General features: G+C 66.9%; 25 protein-coding genes and 1 pseudogene. 9 read left to right on the forward strand and 17 right to left on the reverse strand.

Features of this window, described 5'->3' with window-relative positions:
• Window positions 1–3: 3 nt before the first annotated feature.
• Window positions 4–273, reverse strand: a complete 270-nt coding sequence (rpsO, locus tag FOS14_RS17225; RefSeq protein ID WP_143772037.1) for a 30S ribosomal protein S15 — start codon at window positions 271–273, stop codon at window positions 4–6.
• 114 nt (window positions 274–387) lie between these two features.
• Complete coding sequence (locus tag FOS14_RS17230) at window positions 388–1353, reverse strand: bifunctional riboflavin kinase/FAD synthetase (RefSeq protein ID WP_143772038.1); 966 nt, start codon at window positions 1351–1353, stop codon at window positions 388–390.
• Between the two features lie 88 nt (window positions 1354–1441).
• Here FOS14_RS17230 and FOS14_RS17235 point away from each other — a divergent pair, with 88 nt between their 5' ends.
• From FOS14_RS17235 to mntR, 3 genes are read left to right on the forward strand one after another with little or no spacing between them, the layout of a single operon-like run.
• Window positions 1442–1690, forward strand: a complete 249-nt coding sequence (locus FOS14_RS17235) for a type II toxin-antitoxin system Phd/YefM family antitoxin (RefSeq protein WP_143772039.1) — start codon at window positions 1442–1444, stop codon at window positions 1688–1690.
• Window positions 1687–2076, forward strand: coding sequence for a type II toxin-antitoxin system VapC family toxin (locus FOS14_RS17240; RefSeq protein ID WP_143772040.1), 390 nt, complete (start codon window positions 1687–1689; stop codon window positions 2074–2076). The genes FOS14_RS17235 and FOS14_RS17240 overlap by 4 nt, the downstream gene beginning before the upstream one ends.
• Window positions 2077–2127: 51 nt before the next feature.
• On the forward strand, window positions 2128–2826 hold the full coding sequence (mntR, locus tag FOS14_RS17245) for a manganese-binding transcriptional regulator MntR (RefSeq protein ID WP_143772041.1): 699 nt from the start codon (window positions 2128–2130) through the stop codon (window positions 2824–2826).
• On the opposite strand, the gene FOS14_RS17250 is transcribed toward mntR, so the two are convergent.
• From FOS14_RS17250 to rimP, 12 genes are all read right to left on the reverse strand, one after another.
• A complete protein-coding gene (locus FOS14_RS17250; protein WP_370512251.1) occupies window positions 2812–4509 on the reverse strand; it encodes a hypothetical protein in 1698 nt (565 codons plus the stop codon). The genes mntR and FOS14_RS17250 overlap by 15 nt on opposite strands.
• Before the next feature lie 104 nt (window positions 4510–4613).
• On the reverse strand, window positions 4614–5495 hold the full coding sequence (gene truB, locus FOS14_RS17255; RefSeq protein WP_143772042.1) for a tRNA pseudouridine(55) synthase TruB: 882 nt from the start codon (window positions 5493–5495) through the stop codon (window positions 4614–4616).
• Window positions 5496–6170 carry a 4'-phosphopantetheinyl transferase gene (locus tag FOS14_RS17260; protein WP_143772043.1) on the reverse strand — a complete coding sequence of 225 codons (675 nt, stop codon included), beginning with the start codon at window positions 6168–6170 and terminating at the stop codon, window positions 5496–5498.
• On the reverse strand, window positions 6167–7093 hold the full coding sequence (locus FOS14_RS17265) for a metallophosphoesterase (RefSeq protein ID WP_255450421.1): 927 nt from the start codon (window positions 7091–7093) through the stop codon (window positions 6167–6169). Before FOS14_RS17265 ends, FOS14_RS17260 begins: the two co-directional genes overlap by 4 nt.
• Window positions 7083–8447, reverse strand: coding sequence for an MATE family efflux transporter (locus FOS14_RS17270; protein WP_255450422.1), 1365 nt, complete (start codon window positions 8445–8447; stop codon window positions 7083–7085). The genes FOS14_RS17265 and FOS14_RS17270 overlap by 11 nt, the downstream gene beginning before the upstream one ends.
• Entirely contained in the window at window positions 8444–9454 is a 1011-nt protein-coding gene (locus FOS14_RS17275; protein ID WP_255450423.1) for a bifunctional oligoribonuclease/PAP phosphatase NrnA, read from the reverse strand. The genes FOS14_RS17270 and FOS14_RS17275 overlap by 4 nt, the downstream gene beginning before the upstream one ends.
• Before the next feature lie 14 nt (window positions 9455–9468).
• Window positions 9469–9924 carry a 30S ribosome-binding factor RbfA gene (rbfA, locus tag FOS14_RS17280; protein ID WP_143772045.1) on the reverse strand — a complete coding sequence of 152 codons (456 nt, stop codon included), beginning with the start codon at window positions 9922–9924 and terminating at the stop codon, window positions 9469–9471.
• A 13-nt stretch (window positions 9925–9937) separates the two neighbouring features.
• On the reverse strand, window positions 9938–10228 hold the full coding sequence (locus FOS14_RS17285) for a DUF503 domain-containing protein (protein ID WP_143772046.1): 291 nt from the start codon (window positions 10226–10228) through the stop codon (window positions 9938–9940).
• 81 nt (window positions 10229–10309) lie between these two features.
• A complete protein-coding gene (gene infB / locus FOS14_RS17290) occupies window positions 10310–13165 on the reverse strand; it encodes a translation initiation factor IF-2 (RefSeq protein ID WP_143772047.1) in 2856 nt (951 codons plus the stop codon).
• Between the two features lie 122 nt (window positions 13166–13287).
• A complete protein-coding gene (locus FOS14_RS17295; protein ID WP_143772048.1) occupies window positions 13288–13638 on the reverse strand; it encodes a YlxR family protein in 351 nt (116 codons plus the stop codon).
• A gap of 56 nt (window positions 13639–13694) precedes the next feature.
• On the reverse strand, window positions 13695–14720 hold the full coding sequence (gene nusA, locus FOS14_RS17300; RefSeq protein ID WP_143772049.1) for a transcription termination factor NusA: 1026 nt from the start codon (window positions 14718–14720) through the stop codon (window positions 13695–13697).
• Window positions 14717–15289 (reverse strand): ribosome maturation factor RimP, encoded by a 573-nt coding sequence (gene rimP / locus FOS14_RS17305; protein WP_143772050.1) that lies wholly within the window; start codon window positions 15287–15289, stop codon window positions 14717–14719. The genes nusA and rimP overlap by 4 nt, the downstream gene beginning before the upstream one ends.
• Window positions 15290–15477: 188 nt before the next feature.
• On the opposite strand from rimP, the gene FOS14_RS17310 reads away from it, so the two are divergent.
• Window positions 15478–15969 (forward strand): hypothetical protein, encoded by a 492-nt coding sequence (locus FOS14_RS17310; RefSeq protein ID WP_143772074.1) that lies wholly within the window; start codon window positions 15478–15480, stop codon window positions 15967–15969.
• The gene (locus FOS14_RS17315; protein ID WP_143772051.1) at window positions 15966–16400 is read left to right on the forward strand and encodes a ferritin-like domain-containing protein; all 435 of its coding nucleotides are present in this window, start codon (window positions 15966–15968) and stop codon (window positions 16398–16400) included. Before FOS14_RS17310 ends, FOS14_RS17315 begins: the two co-directional genes overlap by 4 nt.
• 49 nt (window positions 16401–16449) lie before the next feature.
• On the opposite strand, the gene FOS14_RS17320 is transcribed toward FOS14_RS17315, so the two are convergent.
• Window positions 16450–17868 (reverse strand): DHA2 family efflux MFS transporter permease subunit, encoded by a 1419-nt coding sequence (locus FOS14_RS17320; protein ID WP_143772052.1) that lies wholly within the window; start codon window positions 17866–17868, stop codon window positions 16450–16452.
• A gap of 77 nt (window positions 17869–17945) precedes the next feature.
• Here FOS14_RS17320 and FOS14_RS17325 point away from each other — a divergent pair, with 77 nt between their 5' ends.
• Together FOS14_RS17325 and FOS14_RS17330 are read left to right on the forward strand one after the other, a co-directional pair.
• Entirely contained in the window at window positions 17946–18548 is a 603-nt protein-coding gene (locus FOS14_RS17325; protein WP_255450424.1) for a TetR/AcrR family transcriptional regulator, read from the forward strand.
• 47 nt (window positions 18549–18595) lie between these two features.
• The gene (locus FOS14_RS17330) at window positions 18596–19060 is read left to right on the forward strand and encodes a hypothetical protein (protein ID WP_143772053.1); all 465 of its coding nucleotides are present in this window, start codon (window positions 18596–18598) and stop codon (window positions 19058–19060) included.
• 20 nt (window positions 19061–19080) lie between these two features.
• On the opposite strand, the gene FOS14_RS17335 is transcribed toward FOS14_RS17330, so the two are convergent.
• Window positions 19081–20277: an Ig-like domain-containing protein gene (locus FOS14_RS17335; RefSeq protein WP_143772076.1), complete on the reverse strand. Its 1197-nt coding sequence runs from the start codon at window positions 20275–20277 to the stop codon at window positions 19081–19083.
• Between the two features lie 265 nt (window positions 20278–20542).
• A complete protein-coding gene (locus FOS14_RS17340) occupies window positions 20543–22285 on the reverse strand; it encodes a proline--tRNA ligase (RefSeq protein WP_143772054.1) in 1743 nt (580 codons plus the stop codon).
• A gap of 34 nt (window positions 22286–22319) precedes the next feature.
• On the opposite strand from FOS14_RS17340, the gene yaaA reads away from it, so the two are divergent.
• Window positions 22320–23060, forward strand: a complete 741-nt coding sequence (gene yaaA, locus FOS14_RS17345) for a peroxide stress protein YaaA (protein ID WP_143772055.1) — start codon at window positions 22320–22322, stop codon at window positions 23058–23060.
• A 121-nt stretch (window positions 23061–23181) separates the two neighbouring features.
• Window positions 23182–23397: pseudogene (locus FOS14_RS17350) on the forward strand (transposase); the annotation flags it as partial.

The following is a 23397-nucleotide window of genomic DNA, read 5'->3' on the forward strand; positions in this document are numbered from 1 at the left end:
GACTCAGCGTCGCAGACCCAGCCGCTCGATGAGCGAACGGTAGCGCGCGATGTCGACCTTCTGAACGTACTTGAGCAACCGACGCCGGCGTCCGACCAGCAGCAGCAGGCCGCGGCGGGAGTGGTGGTCGTGCTTGTGCTGCTTGAGGTGTTCGGTGAGGTCGACGATGCGCTTGGTCAGCAACGCGACCTGCGCCTCCGGCGAACCGGTGTCGGTCTCGTGCAAGCCGTACTCGCTGAGAATCTGCTTCTTCTGCTCGGTGGTCAATGCCACTGATCTGCTCCCGTTGTTTCAGTCCGCGCACTGAGTTGAGTTGGCGAACTTCGTCGCCGCAGTGTGGCCGCCGCGGACCGCAGCACACACGGCCGAACACTTTACCATCGCCGCTCAGGGCTGCTGATCCAGCACCTCGCGAGCACGTGCGACGTCATTGGCCATCTCAGCCTTGAGGTCCTCGATCGAATCGAACGCCTCCATGCCGCGCAGATGCTCGACGAAGTCCACGGCGACGTGCTGGCCGTACAAATCGGCCTCGCCGTCGAGCACGAACGCCTCTACGGTCCGGGTCCGGCCGGAGAAGGTCGGGTTGGTGCCGACCGAGATGGCCGCGCGCGCCGGCTTGCCGACCGGAACCCCGCCGATCTCCGGGCCCGGGCCGAGCACGGTGAACCACCCCGCGTACACGCCGTCGGCGGGGATTGCCGCATACATCGGCGGAGAAATATTTGCGGTCGGATAGCCCAGTGCGCGGCCCCGGCCGTCGCCGTGCACCACGACGCCCTCGATCCGGTGCGGCCGGCCCAGCGCCTCGGCCGCGGCCCGGACATCGCCCGCGTCGACGCAAGCGCGAATGTAGGTGGAGGAGAACGTGACCGCGTGTTCGGCCAGCAGTTCCACCGCGTCGACCTCGAACCCGAATCGCTGACCCATCTCCCGCATCGTTTCGACGGTGCCCGACGCCTTGCGGCCGAAGGTGAAGTTGTCGCCGACGACCACCTCGACGACATGCAGTCGTTCGACCAGGAGGTCGTGCACGTAACTGGCCGGGGTCAGCTTCATGAACTCGTGGGTGAAGGGCATGACGCAGAAGACGTCGATGCCGAGTTGCTCGGCAAGTTCGGCGCGACGGGTCAGCGTGGTCAACTGCGCCGGATGGCTGCCCGGACGCACGACCTCCATCGGGTGCGGGTCGAAAGTCATCAGCACGCTCGGTACATGCCGTTCGGCGGCGGCCCGCACCGCGCGCGAAATCAGTTCGGCGTGACCGCGGTGAATGCCGTCGAAGACTCCGATGGTAAGCACGCAACGTCCCCAATCGGCTGGGATTTCGTCGAGACCTCGCCATCTGTGCACGAGGTGGAGCCTACGGAAGTAGTGATCACGCGTGCACGACTGGTCTCACCGGACACACGACGGTGCTACGTGGTGCTACGTTGGGTGAGTGAAGACGATCAGTCAGCGTGAGCTTCGAAACGACAATGCCGAGGTAATCCGCGGTGTCGAGCGCGGCGAGACGTACGTGGTGACGCGACGGGGTGTCCCGGTTGCGCTGCTTTCTCCGGTCTCATCGGAAACCGACCTGCACTGCATTCGACCGGCCACGAAGCGTCGTGCCTACACGCGTGCGGATCGGGTTAGGTGGGCCGGCGACAGTCCGGCGCTTCTGGACGACCTGCGCGGGCAACGGTGAGCCGCTGGTACCTAGACACCTCCGCAGCACTGAAACTGCTGCTCGCTGAAGCCGAATCGGATGCACTCGCCGAGGCGATCGATGCAGAGCAGCCAGATTTGGTTGCCTGCCTGCTGCTCGAGACCGAACTGCGCCGCGCCGCGAATCGGATCGAACCGTTGACCCAGAGCGCCGTGTCGGACTTTCTCGAGGGTGTCGACCTGTATGAGCTACCTGGTTCGCTGTTCACGGCGGCTGGTCTGCTGCCCGGAGAGCACCTGCGCTCGCTCGACGCTCTGCATCTCGCGGCGGCGGTGCGGATCGGCGCCGAGCAGATCATCACTTATGACGTGCGGATGGCGCAGTCGGCCCGCGCGTTGGGACTGAAGCTCACCGCACCCGCCTAGCGGCGATATAAGCGCAGTTTCGCGCCCGTAGTGCTCCTTTAAGCTCATGGTGTGCCCGACAAACGAGATGCCGCGGATGGATCGAGCCTCACTCCGGTCGCGCAGGATTACCTGAAGGTGATCTGGACGGCGCAGGAATGGTCGCCGGAACGCGTCTCGACAAAGCTTGTCGCCGAGCGGATCGGGGTTTCGGCTTCCACTGTCTCCGAAGCTATCCGCAAACTCGCCGATCAAGGCCTCGTCGATCACGCCCGCTACGGGTCCATCACGTTGACCGAGGAAGGCCGCCGCGCCGCGGTCGCCATGGTTCGCCGGCACCGGTTGCTCGAGACTTTTCTGGTCAACGAACTCGGCTACGGCTGGGACGAGGTGCACGACGAGGCGGAGGTGCTCGAACACGCGGTCTCCGACCTGTTGATGTCGCGCATCGACGCCAAACTCGGCTTCCCCGAACGGGACCCGCACGGCGACCCGATTCCATCCATCGACGGAGCGGTGCCCACTCCCCCGGCCCGCCAACTCAGCGATTTTCGCGACGGCGAAAGTGGCCGGATCGCCCGCATCTCCGACGCCGACCCGGCCATGCTGCGTTACTTCGATTCCGTGGGCATCGCGCTCGACACCGTGGTCCGTGTGGTGGAGCGGCGCGACTTCGCGGGCACCATGTCGGTCCAGATCGGTTCCGCCGGCGGCGCACCCATCGACCTGGGAAACCCAGCGGCGCAGTCGATTTGGTTAGTGTCCTGCTGATTTTGGTAACACCCCGCCGATCGGCCCGGCACCGAGACACAACGACAGCCCGGACGTAGCGGCCTGGATATTCAGCGCATCGCCGCTGCCACGTAGCCGGACATACACCTGGTGCAAGCCTTGTCGCACCGGTACGGTGACCGCCCGCCCATGCGGAAACCACACGATTATCGACCCGTCGCGGCTCGCCAGATAGTTGAGTTCGGCCGTCCAGTTCCACTCCGGCAGGGCGCCGGTGAGCGCGACCGTGGTCAGGCCGTCGATGCGGTAGCCGCAGCGCGGCACCGGACCTTGCCGGATGTCACGTGCCGGACCGACGCCGGCGGGGATGACGTGTCCCGAATCGTCGAGCATGCGCAAGACGGGTGTGGAATCGGCGAATGCGGACCGGACCGGCAGTGCCGAGAAGACGTGACTTATCAGGTTGTCGGGATACGCGATCGGCAGCAGCACCCGCGGCGGAACCGGCTGGTCGAGCATTGGGGTGCCGGTGTTGTCGGCGAGCGAAGACCGAGCAGTAGCAAGGTAATTCGCGGTGTCGTCGAGCTGCCAGGAGCGGGTGAACGTCGCCGTCGACCACAGACTCGCGACGAGAAACAGTGCGGTCGCGCCCACCACGGCTTGGCGCGGCACCCGGATGCGGCGGCGCCACGGAGCCGCGATGACCAGGGCCATACCGGCAGCGATCACCACGGAACTGTCGGTGAAGTAGCGCAACGTCTGGGCCAGTTCGTAGGCGGTGTTCGGCCCTGACCGGGCCAGCACCATCGCCGCCTCGCACAGCACTACATACGCGCCCACGGCCAGACCCACCCGCCAGGCGTCGCGCTTTGCGTAACAACCGATGACGACGGCGCCCAGCACCAGCAGCCACGCCAGCACCACCAGCGCCGGGGCTGGATCCGCCCACGGCGGGCTCGGCAACCACCGCTGCCAGCTCAACGGGCCGCCGATCAGGGCCGGCAGCAGGCCCAGAAAGGTGCCGTGCTCGATGAGTCCGACGGTCTGCGCCGCGGAGTCCCGGCCGAGCGGAAGCCCGATCACGCTCACATACACCGCCACCCATGTGACCGCGACAATCCCGCAACCGACCCACAACGCCGCAGCGCCACGAACCGCCTTGCGGCCGTCGATCCGGTTTCGCAGTGCCACGACGACGAACGCGACCAGCGGCACCAGAATCGACTTTTCGAAGCACAGCAGCGCGAACGCGAACGCCGCCGTGCCCGTGTACGCGTACCGCAGGCGTCCCGTGCGCATCAGCAGGATTGCGTCGCCGGTGACCCAGGCCAGCCCGATCTGCAGCGGCAGCGCGTTCAATCCGGCCGCCCACCACACGAACGACGGCAGCGTCAGCGGACCGAACAGGTAGATCACCAGCGGGACGAGAGTGATCGGGCGATCCCGCAGCAGCAGCCGGAGCAGACGCAACACCGCAACCGACGCGCACGCCTGCAGGACCAGCAGTGTCGCCGCGGCCCAGACCCATTCATACGGCGCCAACCGGGTCACCACGCCGGCGATGAGGAACGCACCGGGCATCAAGTGGCCATCGTGGTTGTCCAGCAGAAACTGCGCCGAGAACAGCGATAGCCGACCGGCACGGCCGATGAGAATCAGGTCGTCCCAGTAAAAATTGCCGCGGGAAAGCACGAGAGCCCGCACGATCAGTTGCAGTGTCATGAGCACTGACGCGACGACCGACCACCTCGGCCACCGGGCGCGCCGCTCGGCGGCCGCAGTGGCCAGCGGCGGGTTCGCTAACGCCAGTGCCACGTCCGCCCGTCCTAGGCCGGCCGCACCACGAACACCGGTGCCGCGCGCTTGCCGCGCTCTTCCAGCAGAGCGATCACCTTGCGGTCCGGATCGACTGCTGCATGAACGCCGTGGTGCCCGAGGGGTTCGAGCCATCGGCCGTGACGCAGCGAGTCGGCTTCCGCGGGCGTGATGTGCCGCGCGGGGAAGCACGTCAGTGCGGCCGTGTCGATATCCATGCTGAGTCGCGGTTCGTCGGCGAGTTGGTCCAGCGTGCACGCGTGCTTCAGCGTGAACGGGCCGACCGCGGTCCTTCGCAACGCCGTCAGGTGTCCGCCCACGCCCAGCGCTGCGCCGAGGTCGCGCGCGAGCGCGCGGATGTAGGTGCCGGAGGAACAGTCCACGGACACATCGAGATCCACCCAGTCTCCCGCCGCGCGGCGAGCGAGCACGTCGAAGCGCGAAACGGTGACCGGCCGCGCCGGCAGTTGCACGTCCTGGCCCGCCCGGTGCAGAGCATAGGCACGTTGGCCGTCGATCTTGATGGCGCTCACGGTCGCCGGAATCTGCTGGATGTCACCGGTCAACGCCATCACTTCGGCAGCGATCGCGTCATCGGTGAGGTGAGTGGCCGACGCCTCGCTGAGGACCTCGCCTTCCGCGTCGTCGGTGGTGGTGGCCTGACCGAGCCTGATGGTGGCCGTGTAGGACTTGGTGGTCAGTGCCAGCAAGCCGAGCATCTTGGTCGCGCGTTCCACCCCGAGCACCAGCACCCCCGTGGCCATCGGATCCAACGTGCCGGCGTGTCCGATCTTGCGGGTGCGCAGGATCTTCCGGCACCGCCCCACCACGTCGTGGCTGGTCATACCCGGATCCTTGTCGATGATCAGCAGACCCGCGCCGGAGACGTCCATCTAGCTCACCACGATTGCGGTGAGGACCAAGCCGTCACGCACCTGCCACCGCCCATCGAACGCCACCAGTCGCGACCCGTCCAGCGCGAGCGGGTCGATGAGGATCTCACTACGAAACCTGCCGCTGCGCAGCGCGTCTGGCACTGTCTCGGTGTCGGTGGTGAACGTAATGTGCGCGTCCTCGAATCCCAGCCAGCGTTTGGTCAGGGGAAACCATGCCTTATAGGTCGCTTCCTTGGCACAAAACAGCAACCGGTCGGAATGGATGTCCCGGTCGGGCATCGTGCCCAGCCAATCCCGTTCGGCCGCAAGGCTCACCGCCTCGAGTACGCCGTCCGGTAGCGGCCCGTGTGGTTCGGCATCGATACCGACCGAGCGAAACTGCATCGAATGCCCGAGCGCCGCACCGCGATAGCCGGCGCAGTGTGTGAGGCTGCCGACAACCCCGCGCGGGAACACCGGCATGCCGCTGTCCCCCCGCAACACCGGACCAGGCTCGACGCCCAGCTGCCGCATGGCCTCTCGCGCACAGTGCCGGGCGCCCATGAACTCTCGCCGGCGCTTGTCCACCGCGCGCGCAATCAACTCGGCCTCGAGCGGATGGGGTTGCAGGTTCGGCGGATCGGAAAACAGCTCAGCAGACTCGATACCCGTCGGAAGGATGTTCTCGATCAACGTCCGCGCGCCCTCATCTTTTCCACGGCAGCTTCCATTTCCGGAGTCACTTTGAAGTGTCCACCCCATTTGTTCAGCGTGCCCGGCGGATACTCGGGCACCGGAAGGATCTGGCGCAGCAGCTTTTCCGGCAGACCGCGGCGTTGCCACTCGCGCGGGTAGCCGAGCGAGACCTCCTCGAACCGCACACCGTCGTAGTAGGTGGTGCGCGGAATGTGCAGGTGCCCGTACACCGAACACACGACGTTGTACCGGGTGTGCCAGTCGGCGGTCAATACGGTGCCGCACCACAGCGAGAACTCCGGGTACATCAGCACTTCCGTGGGTTGCGGTACCAGCGGAAAGTGGTTGATCAGCACCAATGGTGTATCCGGCGGCAGCGCATCGAGGCGCTTACGGGTCTGCTCCACCCGCACCTGGCACCAGGCGTCGCGGGTCAGATACGGCTCGGAAGACAGCAGGTATTCATCCGTGGCAACGACGTTGCGCTCGCGGGCGATGGCCAGTCCCTCTGACTTGGTGCTCGCGCCGGCGGGCAGGAATGTGTAGTCATAGAGCAGGAACATCGGCACCAGTGTCACGCCGTCCCACACCGGATACGGGTCCTCGGGCGTGATGACGTCGATGGCGCGGCACATGTTGACCAGGTACTCGTAGCGTGCGGCGCCGTGCATCTGCACGGGATCCTTTGCCGTGGTCCACAACTCGTGGTTGCCCGGCACCCAGATGACCTTCTCGAAGCGGCTGCGCAGCATCTCTAGAGCCCACCGGATGTCGTCGGTCTTCTCCGAGACGTCACCGGCGACGATCAGCCAGTCGTGTGGCGAGGACGGCCGGATCTGTTCGGCGATGGGCCGGTTGCCGCGGTGGCCGACGTGAATGTCACTGACCGCGAACAACGTTGGAGTTTCGTCAGCGCTCACTAGCTATCCCTTCGTCGGCCAATCGCCGCGCCGGCACCTCGCCGCCGGCGACGGCCCAGCGGCCGGACGCCATGCGCCACAGCACCGCCACCATCCGAATGATCATGAACAACGCCAATCCGGTCCAGATTCCCGCGAGGCCCCAATCGAACGCCAGCGACAGCCAGATCATCGGGAGGAACCCGGCAATCGCCGCCGCGAGCGTGCTGGTGCGCAGATACGCGGCGTCTCCCGCGCCGAGCAGCACGCCGTCAAGCCCGAACACCACGCCGGCGATCGGCATCAGCGCGACGAAGAACCACCACACGACATAGATGCGGTCGATGACGTCGCCGTCGGAGGTGAACAGGTGCGGCAGCACCCCCGAGCCCAGGATGAACACCACCGCCAAGCCGACCGCAAACGCCGCCGACCAGCGGGTGATGCGCCAACCGAGGGTGCGCGCCGCCGTCGGCCGGCCCGCCCCGAGTGTCGCGCCCACCAATGTCTGGGCGGCGATCGCCAGCGAGTCCAGGGTCAACGAAACAAAGTTCCACAGCTGCAGCACGACCTGGTGCGCTGCCACGCTCGCCGCGCCGAAACGCGACGCCACCGCGGCCGCCGACAGGAAACAGGCTTGGAAGGCGAGGCTGCGGGCAATCAAGTCCCGCCCCAGACGCAGCTGCGCCCAGATCACACTCCGGCGAGGGCGCAGCGACACGCCGGTGCGAACCAGGGCGGTCAGGAACAGTGCCGCTGCCACCATCTGCCCGGCAAGATTGGCCACGGCCGAACCCGCCAACCCCAGCTGCGGCGCGACCGCGAGTCCGTGCACCAGGAACGGGCACAGGAAGGCCGAAACCGCAAGTCCGGCAAGAACGTACGCGAAGGGTCGGGCGGTGTCCTGCACGCCGCGTAGCCAGCCGTTGCCGGCAATGGTGACCAGGATCAGCGGCGCGCCCAGCACCGCGATGCGCAGCCAGGTTTCGGCCTGATCGGCGATCGCGGAATCCCCGGCAATGACGGTGGCTATCGGCGCCGCGAAGATCTCGACAAGCGCTGCCAGCAGGCCTCCCACCACCAGCGCGATCCAGGTCGCCTGAACTCCCTCGCCGATCGCGCCCGTCTCATCGCCCGCGCCGTAGCGACGGGCGCTGCGCGCGGTGGTGCCATAGGAGAGAAAGGTCAGCTGGGTGCTCACCTGGGTCAATACCAGGCCGCCCACGGCCAGCCCGGCAAGCGCCAATGCGCCGAGGCGGCCGACGACGGCGATGTCGAACAGCACATACAGCGGTTCGGCGACCAGCACCCCGAGCGTCGGCAAGGCCAGGGCGAGCACGCGCCCGGCGCCGGCCTGCTCCGGGTGATCCGTCACCCCAGTGCCGCCAGTAGCTCTTCCGCTACCACGTCGATGTCGCCATGAGCGGTATACCCGGCCGCGAAGGTGTGGCCGCCGCCGCCGAGCCGAACCGCCACAGCCGAGACATCCACGTTGGCGCCGTCTGCTGCCTGCCGCGAGCGCAGCGACACCGACCATTCGGCGCCCGCACCGTCGGCTACCTCTTTGAATACCGCCGCCACGGATGCATCTGTGCAGGTGCGGACAATATCGATGACGCTTTCGACCTCTTCGGAACCGAGCAGACCGACGTCCGCGCGCCGGACGACCGCGTATACCAGCCCGGCTCCGCCCGCCACGCTAGGCACCAGGCGAGCCGTCCCAAGCACCCGCGACAGCATCGGCAACCATCCGAACGGGTGACTGTCCAGGAGGGAGCGGGCGATGCCGGCCGCGTCGATACCGGTAGCCAGCAATCGTTCGGCAAGCAGGTGGGTGCCCGGGCGCACCCAGCGGAAGGAGCCGGTATCGGTGACCAGCCCCGCATACAGGCAATGTGCCAGGTCCTGGTCGATCTCGATGCCCCACTCATCGAAGAGGTGCACCAGAACGGCGGTCGTCGATTCCGCGGTCGCATCGATCAGGTTGATGTCACCGAATCGGGTGTTGGACGCGTGGTGGTCGATGACCAGACTCGTGGATGCGGATTCCACCCGGTCCGCGAGGCGTCCGAGCCGCCCCGCGCTGGCACAGTCCACCGTCACCACGACGTCTGCGGTCGGCGGAACCTTCTCCGCCGGAACGACGAACTCAGCGCCGGGCAGGCTGCGCATAGACAGCGGCAATTCGGCTGGTGTGTCGAATGAAACCGTGACGGCCACGTTGTGCCGGTGCAAGGCGATGGCCAGGGCCAGCCCGCTGCCGATGGTGTCGGCATCGGGATGGACATGGCACAGCACGATGGCATTGCGCGCCGACTGCAGCGCCTGCAACGCGGCCCCGAACGGAAGACCTGCTCCGCCGGACTCGCTGGTGACAGACACCGCCGACTCCGCTGTCACCAGCGGCCTTCCTCGGTCGAATCGTCGGCTTGCTTGTAGGGATCCGTCTCACCGGCGGGTTTGGCATTGGCCGCCGCTCGCGCCACCTCGTCGTCGGCGGCCCGGGCCCGGGCCAGCAACTCCTCCATGTGCCGGGCGGTGTCGGGCACGGTGTCGTGCACGAACGCCAGCGTCGGTGTGAAGCGCACGCCGGTGCCGGCGCCCACCTTCGAACGCAGCACGCCCTTGGCCTTCTCGAGCCCGGCCGCGGCGCCGGCCACGTCTGGCGCAGTATTCAGATCGCTTCCCATCACCGTGTAGTACACGGTGGCGTCGCGCAGGTCGCCCGTCACCTTCGCATCGGTGATGGTGACGTGGCGCAGTCGCGGGTCCTTGATTTCCAATTCGATCGCGGTGGCCACGATGGTGGCAATTCGTTTCGCGAGCCGCCGCGCTCGTGCCTGGTCAACCATGGCAAGCTCCCTTTCAGTCCTCAGGTCCGAAAATTCGTCGGCGCACCGCCAGCAGTTCCAGCTCCGGCCGGCCGGCGACAGTCCGCTCGCACTTGTCGAGCACCTCGTGGATGTGGTCCACACCGGAACTGACCATCGCCACCCCGAGCACGCTGCGCCGATAGGTGTCCTGATTGCCGGTCTCGGCCGCTGAAACGCCGAAGCGCTGCAACTCCGCCACGACCGGCTTCACGATCGACCGCTTCTGTTTCAGCGAGTGCACGTCGCCGAGCAAAATGTCGAACTCGAGTGCCCCGAGATACACAACAAGCCCTCCATTCGACTCGACCGACGCCAGCTTGGGCGGGCACCCAACACCAAGCCGGGTGCCCGCCTGCGCACGGAACTAGTCGCGCGGCTTTTCGCGCAGCTCGTAGGCCTCGATGATGTCGCCTTCCTTGAGGTCGGAGTACGTCAGCGTGAGACCGCACTCGTAGCCCTCGCGCACCTCGGTGACATCGTCCTTTTCGCGCCGCAGCGAGGCGATGGTCGTCGTTTCCGCGACCACCTTGTTGTCTCGCAGCAGCCGCGCCTTGGCGTTGCGGCGGATGATGCCCGAGGTGACCATGCAACCCGCGATGAGTCCGACCTTCGAGGACCGGAACAGCGCGCGAATCTCGGCCCGGCCCAGCTCGACCTCCTCGTAGACCGGCTTGAGCAGGCCCTTGAGCGCCTTCTCGATGTCGTCGATCGCCTGGTAGATCACCGAGTAGTAGCGGATGTCGATGCCCTCGCGGTTGGCCAGCTCGGTTGCCTTGCCCTCCGCGCGGACGTTGAACCCGATGATGATCGCGTTCGAGGCGGCCGCGAGGTTGACGTTGGTCTCGGTGATGCCACCGACACCGCGGTCGATCACCCGCAACTGCACCTCGTCATCGATCTCGATGCCGAGCAGCGCCTCCTCGAGGGCTTCGACGGTACCTGCGTTGTCGCCCTTGAGGATCAGGTTGAGCTCGCTGGTCTCCTTCAGCGCGGCATCCAGATCTTCCAGGCTGATCCGCTTGCGGCTGCGTGCGGCCATCGCGTTGCGCTTGCGCGCGTTTCGACGGTCCGCGATCTGGCGCGCGATCCGGTCTTCCTCGACCACGAGCAAGTTGTCACCAGCACCGGGAACCGAGGTGAAACCGATGACCTGCACCGGCCGCGACGGCAGTGCCTCGTCGACGTCCTCGCCGTTCTCGTCGACCATGCGCCGCACGCGACCGTAGGCGTCGCCGGCCACGATCGAGTCGCCGACGCGCAGCGTGCCGCGCTGGATGAGCACGGTGGCCACCGGGCCGCGGCCGCGGTCGAGGTGCGCCTCGATGGCGACACCCTGGGCGTCCATGTCCGGGTTGGCCCGCAGGTCCAGCGCCGCGTCCGCGGTGAGCAGCACCGCTTCGAGCAGTGCCTCGATGTTGGTGCCCTGCTTGGCGGAGATGTCGACGAACATGGTGTCGCCGCCGTATTCCTCGGCCACCAGGCCGTATTCGGTGAGCTGACCGCGGATCTTGGCCGGGTCCGCGCCCTCCTTGTCGATCTTGTTCACCGCGACGACGATCGGCACGTCGGCCGCCTGGGCGTGGTTGATGGCCTCCACCGTCTGCGGCATGACGCCGTCGTCGGCGGCGACCACCAGGATTGCGATGTCGGTGGCCTTGGCACCACGGGCACGCATGGCAGTGAACGCCTCGTGACCCGGGGTGTCGATGAAGGTGATCAACCGCTCGTTGCCGTCGAGGTCGGTGAGCACCTGGTAGGCACCGATGTGCTGGGTGATGCCGCCGGCCTCGCCCTCGCGCACGTTCGCCTTCCGGATCGTGTCGAGCAGGCGAGTCTTACCGTGGTCGACGTGACCCATGACGGTCACCACCGGCGGACGCTGCTCGAGGTCTTCCTCGCCGCCCTCGTCCTCGCCGTAGGACAGGTCGAAGCTTTCCAGCAGCTCGCGGTCCTCGTCCTCGGGGCTGACCACCTGGACGTTGTAGTTCATCTCGCTACCGAGCAGCTCGAGCGTCTCGTCGTTGACCGACTGGGTTGCCGTCACCATCTCGCCGAGGTTGAACAACGCCTGCACGAGGGCCGCCGGGTTCGCATCGATCTTTTCCGCGAAGTCCGACAGCGAGGCACCGCGGGCCAGGCGAATGGTCTCGCCATTGCCGCGGGGCAGCCGAACGCCGCCGACTGCTGGGGCCTGCATCGAGTCGTACTCTTGCCGCTTCTGCCGCTTCGACTTGCGACCGCGCTTGGGAGCACCGCCGGGACGGCCGAACGCACCCGCAGCAGCGCCACGACCACCACGGCCGGCGCCACCGCCGCCACCGGGACGGCCGCGGAAGCCACCACCACCGGCGGGAGCTCCGGCGCCTGGTGCACCAGTGCCGCCACCGCCGCTGCGGTAGCCGCCGCCACCGCCACCGGGCCGACCGCCGGGCGCGCCGCCGGGACGACCGGGCCTACCGGCCGTGGGGCCGGGACGGGCCGAGCGGGACGGCATCGCACCGGGGTTCGGGCGCGGTGGCATTGCACCCGGGCTCGGGCGCGGCCCACCGGGCCGCGGGGCACCGGGAGCCGGGCGTGGACCGCCCTGGCCGGGCGCCGGACGCGGACCGCCTTGCCCCGGGGCCGGACGCGGACCGCCCTGACCGGGCGCCGGACGCGGGCCACCTGGCCGCGGCGCGCCGGGCGCCGGGCGCGGGGCCGGCCGTTCTACCGGCGCAGATGAGTAGGGGTTGTTGCCAACGCGCGGGGCCTTCGGACCGGGCTTCGGTCCGGCCGGAGCCGGGGGTGCCGACGGGGCGGAAGCCGCAGCCGGTGGCTGCGTGGCTCGCGCCGCCGGCGCGGCTGGCGCTGGGCGCGGCCGAGCGGGCGCCGGCTTGGGAGCCGCCGCCGCTACCGGCGCGGCCGCGGCCGAATCGGCCGCCGCCGGTGCCGACGCAGCAGCAGCTGCCGGGGTTGCGCTCGACTTCGGGCCGGCCGGAGTGGGCTTTGCCGCCGCTGCCTTCGCCGGAGCCGGCTTGGTGGCCGCACCGCCGCCATCGGCACCGTTTGCCGTGGCTGCCTTCGCGCCGAATGATTCACGCAGCCGACGTGCGACGGGAGCTTCTACCGTCGAAGACGCCGACTTGACGAACTCGCCTTGCTCCTTGAGCGTCGCGAGTAGTTCCTTGCTGGTGACACCGAGTTCTTTCGCCAACTCGTGCACGCGGGCCTTGCCTGCCACTGCTCTCCTCACTGATGAGGCCGAGCGCGGCGTCCCTTATGGGTGCGGCCCGCACGACCTCGGGTTATCTCCGATGGACGTTCATCGTTGGTGCTTCACGGTGTGCTCATGAGTGCTCGTGCCTATCTTTTCGAGGTGTAACTCTCCCCCGCGGTGTTGACCCCGGAGTCTCTAGGAGCCTCCAGCATCTGCGCCACCGCGGAGATGTCCAGGTGTCCGGACACTCGTAATGCTGCGCCGAATGCTCGACGTCGAATTGCTCGGTTCAGGCAGCCCGGATCAGGATGCAACCACGCGCCCCGACCAGCCAGCCTGCGCTGCGGATCGGGAACAACGGCATATCCATCAACCGCTGCCCGCGCCACAACTCGCAGCAGCTCGACAGCCAGCGCCCGCTCCCGGCATCCGACGCACGTACGCACCGGCGAACCGGAACGAACGAGCTGTGATTTCGAGGACTCGCGCTGAACCATCGACCACTCTACCGCTGTCGGGGCGTGAACTCTGCATCTGCTACCGCCAACCGCGCTCACCGATGCCCGTCAGCTCCCGCCGCATGCGGCCGCGCCTCTTCTGCATCGCTGCGGATATCGATTCGCCAGCCGGTCAACCGGGCTGCGAGCCGGGCGTTCTGGCCCTCCTTGCCGATCGCGAGCGACAACTGGAAGTCGGGCACGATCACCCGCGCCGCCTTGGCTTCCGGGTCCACCACCGTGACCGAGACAACCTTCGACGGCGACAGCGCATTCCCGACGAACTTCGCGGGATCCTCGTCGTAGTCGATGATGTCGATCTTCTCCCCGCCGAGCTCGCTCATCACATTGCGGACTCGCTGACCCATCGGGCCGATGCACGCGCCCTTGGCATTGAGTCCGGCAATCTTTGAGCGCACGGCGATCTTCGACCGATGACCCGACTCCCGCGCGACGCTCACAATTTCCACCGAACCGTCGGCGATTTCGGGAACCTCCAAGGCGAACAGCTTGCGCACCAGATTCGGGTGCGTGCGCGACAGCGTGATCTGCGGCCCGCGCGGGCCGCGCGACACACCGACGACGTAGCACTTGAGGCGCTCACCGTGGTCGTAGTTCTCGCCCGGAACCTGCTCGGCCGGCGGGATGATGCCGTCGGCGCCGTTGGCATCGCTGCCGATGCGCACCACCACCGTGCCGCGGGCATTGGCGCGCGCGTCGCGCTGAATCACCCCGCCGACGATTTCGCCTTCATGCGTCGCGAATTCGCCGTAACTGCGCTCGTGCTCGGCGTCGCGCAGGCGCTGCAGAATCACCTGCCGAGCGGTGGTGGCCGCGATCCGGCCGAACCCTTCCGGCGTGTCGTCCCATTCGGAGATGACGTTGCCGTCGCTGTCGACCTCGCGGGCCATCACTCGCACGACGCCAGTTTTGCGATCGATGTCGATTCGGGCGTTGGGCTGGTGCCCGTCGGTGTGCCGGTAGGCGGTCAGCAACGCCGATTGGATCGTCTGGATCACCATCTCGATCGAGATGCCCTTGTCGGCCTCGATCGCTCGCAGCGCGGAGATATCGATATTCATTTGTGGTTCTCCTCTGAATGCTGTGGATGCGGCGCGGCCTCATCGTCGGTGCCCGGAACCGCGCGGCCGGCGGCGATGCCGCCGCTGAGTTCGAGTTCGGCGGGATTCGGCGGGGCGAACTCCACCTGGACGACAGCGGAGACGATGTCGTCGAATCCGATGTCACGAACCGCGAGCCGCTTGCCGTCGCGAACAACGATGCTGACGACGCCGTCACCCACGGGTCCCACGCGCCCATCGAAGCTGCCGCCGGATGTGCGGATGCGAACCCGGCGCCCCTGGGCTCGCCGCCAATGCCGCTGTGTGGTCAACGGCCGGTCGATTCCGCGGGTGGTTACCTCGAGATTGTAGGGGGCATCACCGAGGTCTTCGGCGTCGAGTCCGGCCGAAATATCCCGGCTGAGCTCCGCCAGATCATCGAGGCCGGTGGCAGCATCGCGATCCACCACCACCCGGACCGTGGCCGTCTTCCCGGCGGCTACGACATCGACATCCTCGAGGTCGTAGCCGTTGCGTGCGACGAACTGAGCGACGAGGTCGCTAACCCTCTCCGCGGACAGGGACGGCATGTCGACACTCCCGAGTTCAGTTGTTACCGGCCAGCAATCACCTCAGTTCAGGCAATTATCAAGCCTATCGCGGAGACGGCACTCCAGTGGTCGATCCTGGTGGGCAGAAACCCGGTTGGTGCTGGCACCATGTAGCCGTGCGTGATCCGGCGATACTCCAGCGACTCTTCCAGCCCGTTTCCGAGCCGATGTCGCGACGGACGAGCCTACGCGTGGCCCGCAATGTTGCCGTCGCCGGCTTCGGTGCGGCGGCGTTGGTCAGTTGCGCGGACCCGAACGACACCACCGAACCGCCAGCGGTGGATCCATTGGTCGCCCAGGCCGATCTTGCCCGTCGCGACGCGGCTGCCGCGCAAGCGGCGATTGCCGTGCTGCCCGACCGCAGCGCTGACCTGCGGTTGATCGCCGATCAGCGCACCGCCCATGCCAAGGCCCTCGACACCGAGATCGCCAGGGTTGCCGGCGCCTACCCGAATGGCTCGCACTCGCCGGGACCCGCCGCAGCGACGTCGACGGTGGCACCCGCACCACCGCCCAATCTCGATGCGATGCGCGCGTCGTTGAGCGAGTCACAGCGCAGCGCGGCCGGGTTGGCGCCCTCGCTGTCCGGCTATCGCGCGGGCTTGCTCGGCTCGATCAGCGCGGCCTGCGGCGTGTACGCCACGGTGGTGCTGAAATGAGCGGTTCAGAACAGCAGGCACTGGTGGATGCCCTGCGCGCGGAATATGCGGCGGTGTTTTGCTATGGCGTGATCGCGGCCTATTCCAATCCCGACCGCGACGCCATGATCGCCGAATACACGGCCGCGCACCGAGCCCGCCGAGACTCCACGATCGATGCGCTGACAGCCGCGGGCGTGAGCGCACCGTCCGCGGATGCCGGTTACACGGTTCCCTTTCCGGTGGTGGACCCGATTTCTGCGGCGAAGCTCGGCGCCCTCGTCGAATCCGAGACCGCGGTTGCCTGGCGGTCCGTCATCGAACGAGCGCAATTCGAGCACAGCCGGCGGACCGGCATCGACGCCCTGACGGACAGCGCCATCCGGCTGGCCACCTGGCAGACAATTTTAGGAACGACGCCCCCGACGGCGCCGTTCCCAGGACAACCATAGAAGCTAACGCACTTGTGAAGCACATGCTTTCCCAAATGCGTTAGCTGAGCTAACTCTTTTCCCGAATGCTGGGCATGAACAGCGCCGCGATGGCCGCCACTGCGACCGCGGCCACCCCGGCCAGCAGCGCGGGCCGCAGCCCGTCGACATAGCCGGCGGGGGTGAGTGTGCCGCCGAAGCCGAGGAACACCGCCGTCAGCGTCGCCACGCCCATGCTCACCCCGATTTCGCGCAGCGTCGAGTTGGCCGAACTGGCCGTCGCATGGTCGGCGTCGGGCATGTCGGCGAGCACCGCGGTGGCACTCGGCGCGAACGTCAGGCCCATGCCCACCCCCGCCATGATGAACGCGGGCACCACCTCGGCGTAACTGACGCCGGGCACGACGATCAGCGCCATCCATCCCAACGCGAGCGCCTGCAACGTCAACCCGGACACCAACAGGCTGCGCAGCCCCACCCGCGGCGCGAGCACACCGGCGATCGGCGCAACCACCATGGGGGCCGCCGTCCACGGCAGCGTGCGGATACCGGCCTGTAGCGGCGTGTAGCCCATCGCAATCTGCAGGTACTGCGACAGCAGGAACACCGCACCGAACATGCCGAGCGAGAACGCCAGACCAATGACGTTGGCGATGCTGAAACTGCGGGAACGGAACAGTCGCAACGGCAGGACCGGGTGGTTCGTGCGCTGCTCACGCACGATGAAGGCGGCGAACAACACCCCGGCGGCAATCAATGACCCTCCCACGTTCGTCGACGTCCAGCCATCGTCGTTGCCATGCACGATCCCCCACACGCTGGCAAATACCGCCCCGCCCGCCAGCAGCACACCCGCCACGTCCAGCGGCACCGGTCGCCCGTAGGACTCGCGCAAGGCGAACAGCACCAATGGAATCGCCACGACCGCGACCGGGACGTTCAGCCAGAAGATCGCCTGCCAGGAAACCCCGTCCACGACAGCGCCGCCGACCACCGGCCCGAGCGCCACACCAAGCCCGGCGACGCCGCCCCAGACACCGATCGCCAGGGCACGTTTCGCCTCGGGCACCGCCCCCGCGAGCAGCGCCAACGACAGCGGCATCACCGCGGCCGCGCCGACTCCCTGAAAGGCCCGGGCGGCAATGAGCATCGCCGGCGTGGTCGACAGTGCCGACCCGATCGACGCGACGGTGAACAGCGCGATACCGGCGAGGAACATCCGACGGCGGCCGAACCGGTCGCCCAGTGTCGACGCGGACAACATCAGCGTGGCAAAGCACAGCGTGTAGGCGTTGACGAACCATTGCAACTGCCCGATCGAGGCGTGTAGGTCAACGCTGATGACCGGCAACGCGCTGGTCATGACCAGGTTGTCGAGCGTGGCCATGAACATCGGCAGCGATGCGGCCAACATCGCGAGCCACAGGGGAACCAGGCGGCGATCCACCCGGTCGAGGCGCCGGACGGGCAGTTCGGTGAGGACGGCCATCACCACTCCTTCAGTTAGTAAGCATCGAATGATTACTTATGTGGGAGACGCTAGTAATCGACTGATAACATGTCAATATGCCAACCCGGGAAACCGCAGAAACCACGCAGTCACGCATGGCGGCCGCGGATCGTCGCGAGCTCATCCTCGACGCCGCGGCGCGTGCGTTTGCGCGCGGAGGCTACGCCGGCACCAGCACCGACGCGGTGGCCAAGGAGGCAGGCATCTCACAGCCCTACGTGGTGCGGATGTTCGGCAGCAAGGTCGAACTCTTCCGGGAAGTCTTCGCACGGGCCGGTTCGGCGATCCTGCAGACCTTCGACACCGAGCTGGACAAGCTCGAGATCGACCCCGAAGACGAGCAGTTCTGGCATCAGCTCGGCGCGTCGTACTCCCGGTTGCTCGAAGACCGCGACCTGCTGCTGGTAATGATGCACGGTTTCTGCTCCGGCAACACCGAGGAGATCGGCGCACAGGCGCGCGAATGCATGGCCTCGATCTACGGGCTGATCAGACGCCGTACCGGCTGCACGCCCGAGCAGGCTCGGTCGTTCATCGCCGACGGGATGCTGCTCAACACCCTGCTTGCGATGCGGGCACCCGAGCATGCCGACGAGGACCCAGCATTGGCGGAGTTGTCTACGTGCGCATTCGGCGAAGACTTTGACGTGCTCGGTTAATCTTCCAATCAGGGGGTCACTCCACCAGTTGAAACAGGAGTGAACACATGACACGCCGAATCGGCTGCGCGACGGTCCTCGCGGCTGCGGTTGCCGGGGTGGTCGCCGCCCCGGCCGACGCCGCACCCGCCGACACGCTGTACTTCTCCAACGGCAATTTCAATTGCGCGATCGATGCCAGCGGCAACATCGGCTGCGACATCACGCAACCGGTGTTGATGCAACTGAGCGCGGGTGGGGTCGACTCCCCCATTCTCATCCGGGTCCGGGAGGTTCTCGTCGACTCGCCGTCGTTGCCGGCCCACCCCGGATTCGACGCAGGCACACCGCACACTCTGCCCGGCGGAAATCCACCCATCTCCCAGGTGGGAACCGTCACCGGCACCGGCGCCACCGCCGGACCGGCCGTCTCACACGCGGGCGCCACCTGCAACGTCGGGTTCCACGGCGCCTTCTACTGCGAGTCCAAGGGCCACGGGTTCTCCTACTACGAGATCCTCACCGCGCACTGACTCCTCAGACCACTGACTCCTCAGCTATTCGCGGTCCACTGCGACCACGGAATCGTCCAGTCGCCGTTGTTCGTGGGATCCTGCGGCGGGCCGCCGCTGTTGACGATCTGCACCACGTCGCCGATCTGGGAGAAGTTGTAGAACCACTCGGCGTTGTCGCTGTTGAGGTTCAGGCAACCGTGGGAGGTGTCGGTGTTGCCCTGCGCCCAGACCGTAGCGTTCAACTGGTGCAGGTAGATGCCGTCCGGGCTGATCTGAGTGGCCCACGGAATCTTTTCCTTGTAGCCCAGGCGCGAGTTGACGGGTAGCCCGTAGGTGGCCGAGTCCATCACCACCGGGTTGGCCTTACCCAACACCGTGTAGATGCCGCTCGGGGTCCAGAACGAGATGGTGCGGCCCCCGACAGTCTCGCTGCCGCCGCGGCCCATCGAAGTCGGCATGGTCCGGACGACCTTGCCGTTGTCTGTGACGGTGACCATCTTGGTGTTGTCGTCTGCGGTCGAGATATGCGCATCACCGATCCGGAAGGACGCATCGACATCCGATTGGCCGAACAGACCGTCGCCGACCTGCACGCCGTAGAGCTTGGCCGAAACCTTCACGGTCGTCCCGGGCGCGTAATAGTGCTCGGGGCGCCAGTGCGCGTTCTGGTTGTCGAACCAGTGCCAGGCACCGGCGACCGGCGGGTTTGTCGTCACCGTCATCGCGCGCTGCGCGGCGTCCTTGTTGGTGATCGGCTCGTCGAAATGGGCGACGATGACGATGCCGACCCCGTAGGTCGCATCCGCGAGCGGCACGCCGTTGGTGGTCTGCAGATAGACCTGGGTCTGATCGCTCGGTGCCAGTGTCTGGATGTCGACGTCCTTGGTGACGACGTCTCCCTTGGCGTTGGCGGCCTCAGCGTGCACCTTGTAGGTCTTGTCGTAGCCGAGCGGCTCGGTGGTCTTCCACGTCAGATTGTCCGGGGTCATGACGCCCTGAACGACTTTGCCAGCCGAGTTGGTCACGGTGACGGTCTTGAGCACGCCGTCTTTGACTGTGACGTTGATCGGATCGGTGACGTTGATGGGCTTGCTGCCATCCGGTGTCACCGCGATCACCGCCGGGCTGGCTTGAGCGGCCGGGCTAGCCGTCTTGTTTCCGCTCGAGCAACCGACGAGCACGGCAACCATCGACAGTGCCCAGAACACACCCAGCCACCGCCGCCATCGATACATCACACAAGCCCCTATCGGATAACCAACGACCGAGCCCCGATGCTCGACATGCGCAGAAGTGAGCGCTGCGACTTCTTTATCGCCGCCGCGGCGGCGATCGTTCCGTGAGACGCATTACATCGCGCACCAACGAGTGTGCACTCAGCGACGCGTATCGGCGCGGAACGAATCGTCACGAATTCGATTCGAATGTGCCGCATTGCCCGACGAAAGTTCGTGCGGCGATTCTGTGTGTGGGAGCCGACAGTGGCGCGCTTTCGGGCAGTTATGCCCGTACCCGCGCCACCACCGCGTCGGCGGCACCGTCCGCGGATAGCTCCTCCGACTCGCCGCTGAATCGATCGCGTAGTTCCACCGTACCGTTGGCCCAGCCGCGCCCGACGACGACCAGCAGCGGCACCCCGAGCAACTCGGCGTCCTTGAACTTCACGCCCGGCGACGCCTTGCGGTCGTCCAAGATCACTTCCAAACCGGCCGAGTTGAGTTCTGCGGCTAGGGTCTCCGCGCCTTCTCGAGCCGCGTCGTCCTTGTTGGCAATGACCACGTGCACATCGGCCGGCGCGACGGCAGCCGGCCAGCGCAGACCCTTGTCGTCGTGCATCTGCTCGGCGATCACGGCGACAAGGCGCGACACGCCGATCCCGTACGACCCCTGGATCAGCCGCACCGGCTTGCCGTTCTCGCCGAGCACGTCGACCTCGAACGCATCGGTGTACTTGTAACCGAGCTGGAAGATGTGCCCGATCTCGATGCCGCGCGCCGACACCAGTGGCCCGGCGCCGTCCGGCGACGGATCCCCGTCGCGGATTTCGGCGGCCTCGATGGTGCCGTCCGGGGTGAAGTCGCGACCGCACACCAGGCCCACGACGTGTTTGCCGTGCTGGTCGGCGCCGGTGATCCAGGACGTGCCCTGCACTACGCGCGGGTCGACGAGGTAGCGGACCTTGTTCTCGTGCAGCGCCCGCGGCCCGATGTAGCCCTTGACCAGGAACGGGTTGGCGGCGAAGTCGGCGTCGGTGAGCAACTCGAACTCTGCCGGCTCAACGGCCGCGCCCAGCCGCTTGGTGTCCACCTCGCGGTCACCGGGCACGCCGATGCCCAGCAACTCGGTCTCACCGTCGGGGTGGCGCAACTTGACCAGGACGTTCTTCAGGGTGTCCGCCGCCGTCACCGTCCGGTCGAGGGTCGCGTTAGCCCAGTCCACCAGCGTGGCGATGGTCGGGGTGTCCGGAGTGTCATAAACAACCGCCTCGGGCTGCCCCTCGATCGGAAGCGGCTCGGGTGCGGGCGTGACCACCGCCTCGACGTTGGCCGCGTACCCGGACGCAAGGCAGCGCACGTAGGTGTCTTCCCCGACGGGGCTGTCAGCCAGGAACTCCTCGGACGCGCTGCCGCCCATAGCGCCGGAAGTGGCTGCCACGATGACGTAGCTGATGCCGAGACGGTCGAAGATCCGCTGGTAGGCCTCGCGGTGCGCGCTGTAGCTGTTCTTCAGTCCGTCCTCGTCGAGGTCGAACGAGTACGAGTCCTTCATGATGAACTCACGGCCACGGAGAATCCCCGCGCGCGGGCGTTCCTCGTCCCGGTACTTGGTCTGGATCTGGTAGAGCGTGACGGGCAGGTCCTTGTAGGAGCTGTACTCCCCCTTCACCGTCAGCGCGAACAGTTCCTCGTGGGTCGGGCCGAGCAGGTAGTCGCCACCCTTACGATCCTGCAGCCGGAATAGGGCGTCGCCGTATTCGCTCCACCGGTTGGTTTTTTCGTATGGATCCCGCGGCAGCAGAGCTGGCAGCGCGATTTCCTGCGCGCCGATAGCGTTCATCTCCTCGCGAACCACGTCCTCGACCCGGCGCAACACCCGCAGTCCCAGCGGCAACCACGAGTACACCCCCGGCGCAACGCGACGCACGTATCCCGCCCGCACGAGCAGCTTGTGGCTCGGGACCTCGGCGTCGGCGGGATCGTCGCGCAAGGTTCGCAAAAACAGCGTGGAGAGGCGGGTAATCACAAAGCGCCAGCCTACGGCAGTACCCTGGCTGGTCGTGCTGGTGCTCCTCCCTCCCTCAGAGACGAAATCCGACGGCGGTCGCGGGGCGCCGCTGGACCTCGATGCGCTGTCGATGCCCAAGCTGAACGGCACCCGCGAGCTGCTGGCTCGCTCGCTCGTCGACCTCGCCGCCGACATCGAGGCGTCGCGACGCGCGCTGGGCGTCAGCCAGGTTGCCGAGATCGAGCGCAACGCCCGATTGTGGAGCGCGCCCACGTGTCCGGCGCTGCAGCGCTACACCGGGGTCCTTTACGACGCGCTCGATGTAGGTTCGTTCACCCGGGCCCAGCGCGCGAAGGCCGACGCTCGCCTGATGATCGGATCCGCGTTGTTCGGCGCCGTGCGAGCCGGGGACTTCATTCCCGCCTACCGGCTCTCGGGCGGCTCGAAGCTGCCGGGCCTGCCGACACTGAGTGCGTTGTGGAAACCAGATCTCACCGGCGCGCTGCTGGCTGAGGCCGACGGTGAGCTGGTGGTCGACCTGCGCTCGGGGACCTATCAGCAGCTCGGCAAGGTTCCTGGCGCCGTGCGCGCCGCCGTGCTCACCGAGCACGCCGACGGCTCCCGCACAGTGGTCAGCCACTTCAACAAGCACCACAAGGGCCTGCTGGCTCGGGCACTGGTGGTCAGCCGCGCAGAACCGCGCGACGTGCACGGGGTTGCGCGAGTGGCGTCGAAGGCCGGGCTCAGGGTGGAAGTGGAATCGGAGACCGAGCTGGTGGTTGTTACCGGGTAGGCGCGCACTGAATGTCCATTCTCGGCAACTGACGGCCTTATCCGGGCTGTTGCAAAATCGAACTTCTGCTTTGCGGCCTGTCGGGGCGGGTTTGACCTGGGGTTTCCTGGAGAATGTGTTGATGGCCAAGGGATATCGCCGGGTTGATCGGGATCAGCAGTTTCTGCTGCCGCAGGACATGCGCGATTGGTTGCCGGTGTCGGATCCGGTGTGGCTGGTCATCGGGGTGGTCGAGGGCTTGGACACCAGACGGTTGCATGCCAAGCGCCGTACCGGTGGTGCCGGGCGGGCGGGCTATGACCCGGACATGATGTTGACACTGCTGATCTGGGCGTGG

Origin of the sequence: Skermania sp. ID1734, assembly GCF_007489285.1 — a bacterium.
Classification (GTDB): domain Bacteria; phylum Actinomycetota; class Actinomycetes; order Mycobacteriales; family Mycobacteriaceae; genus ID1734.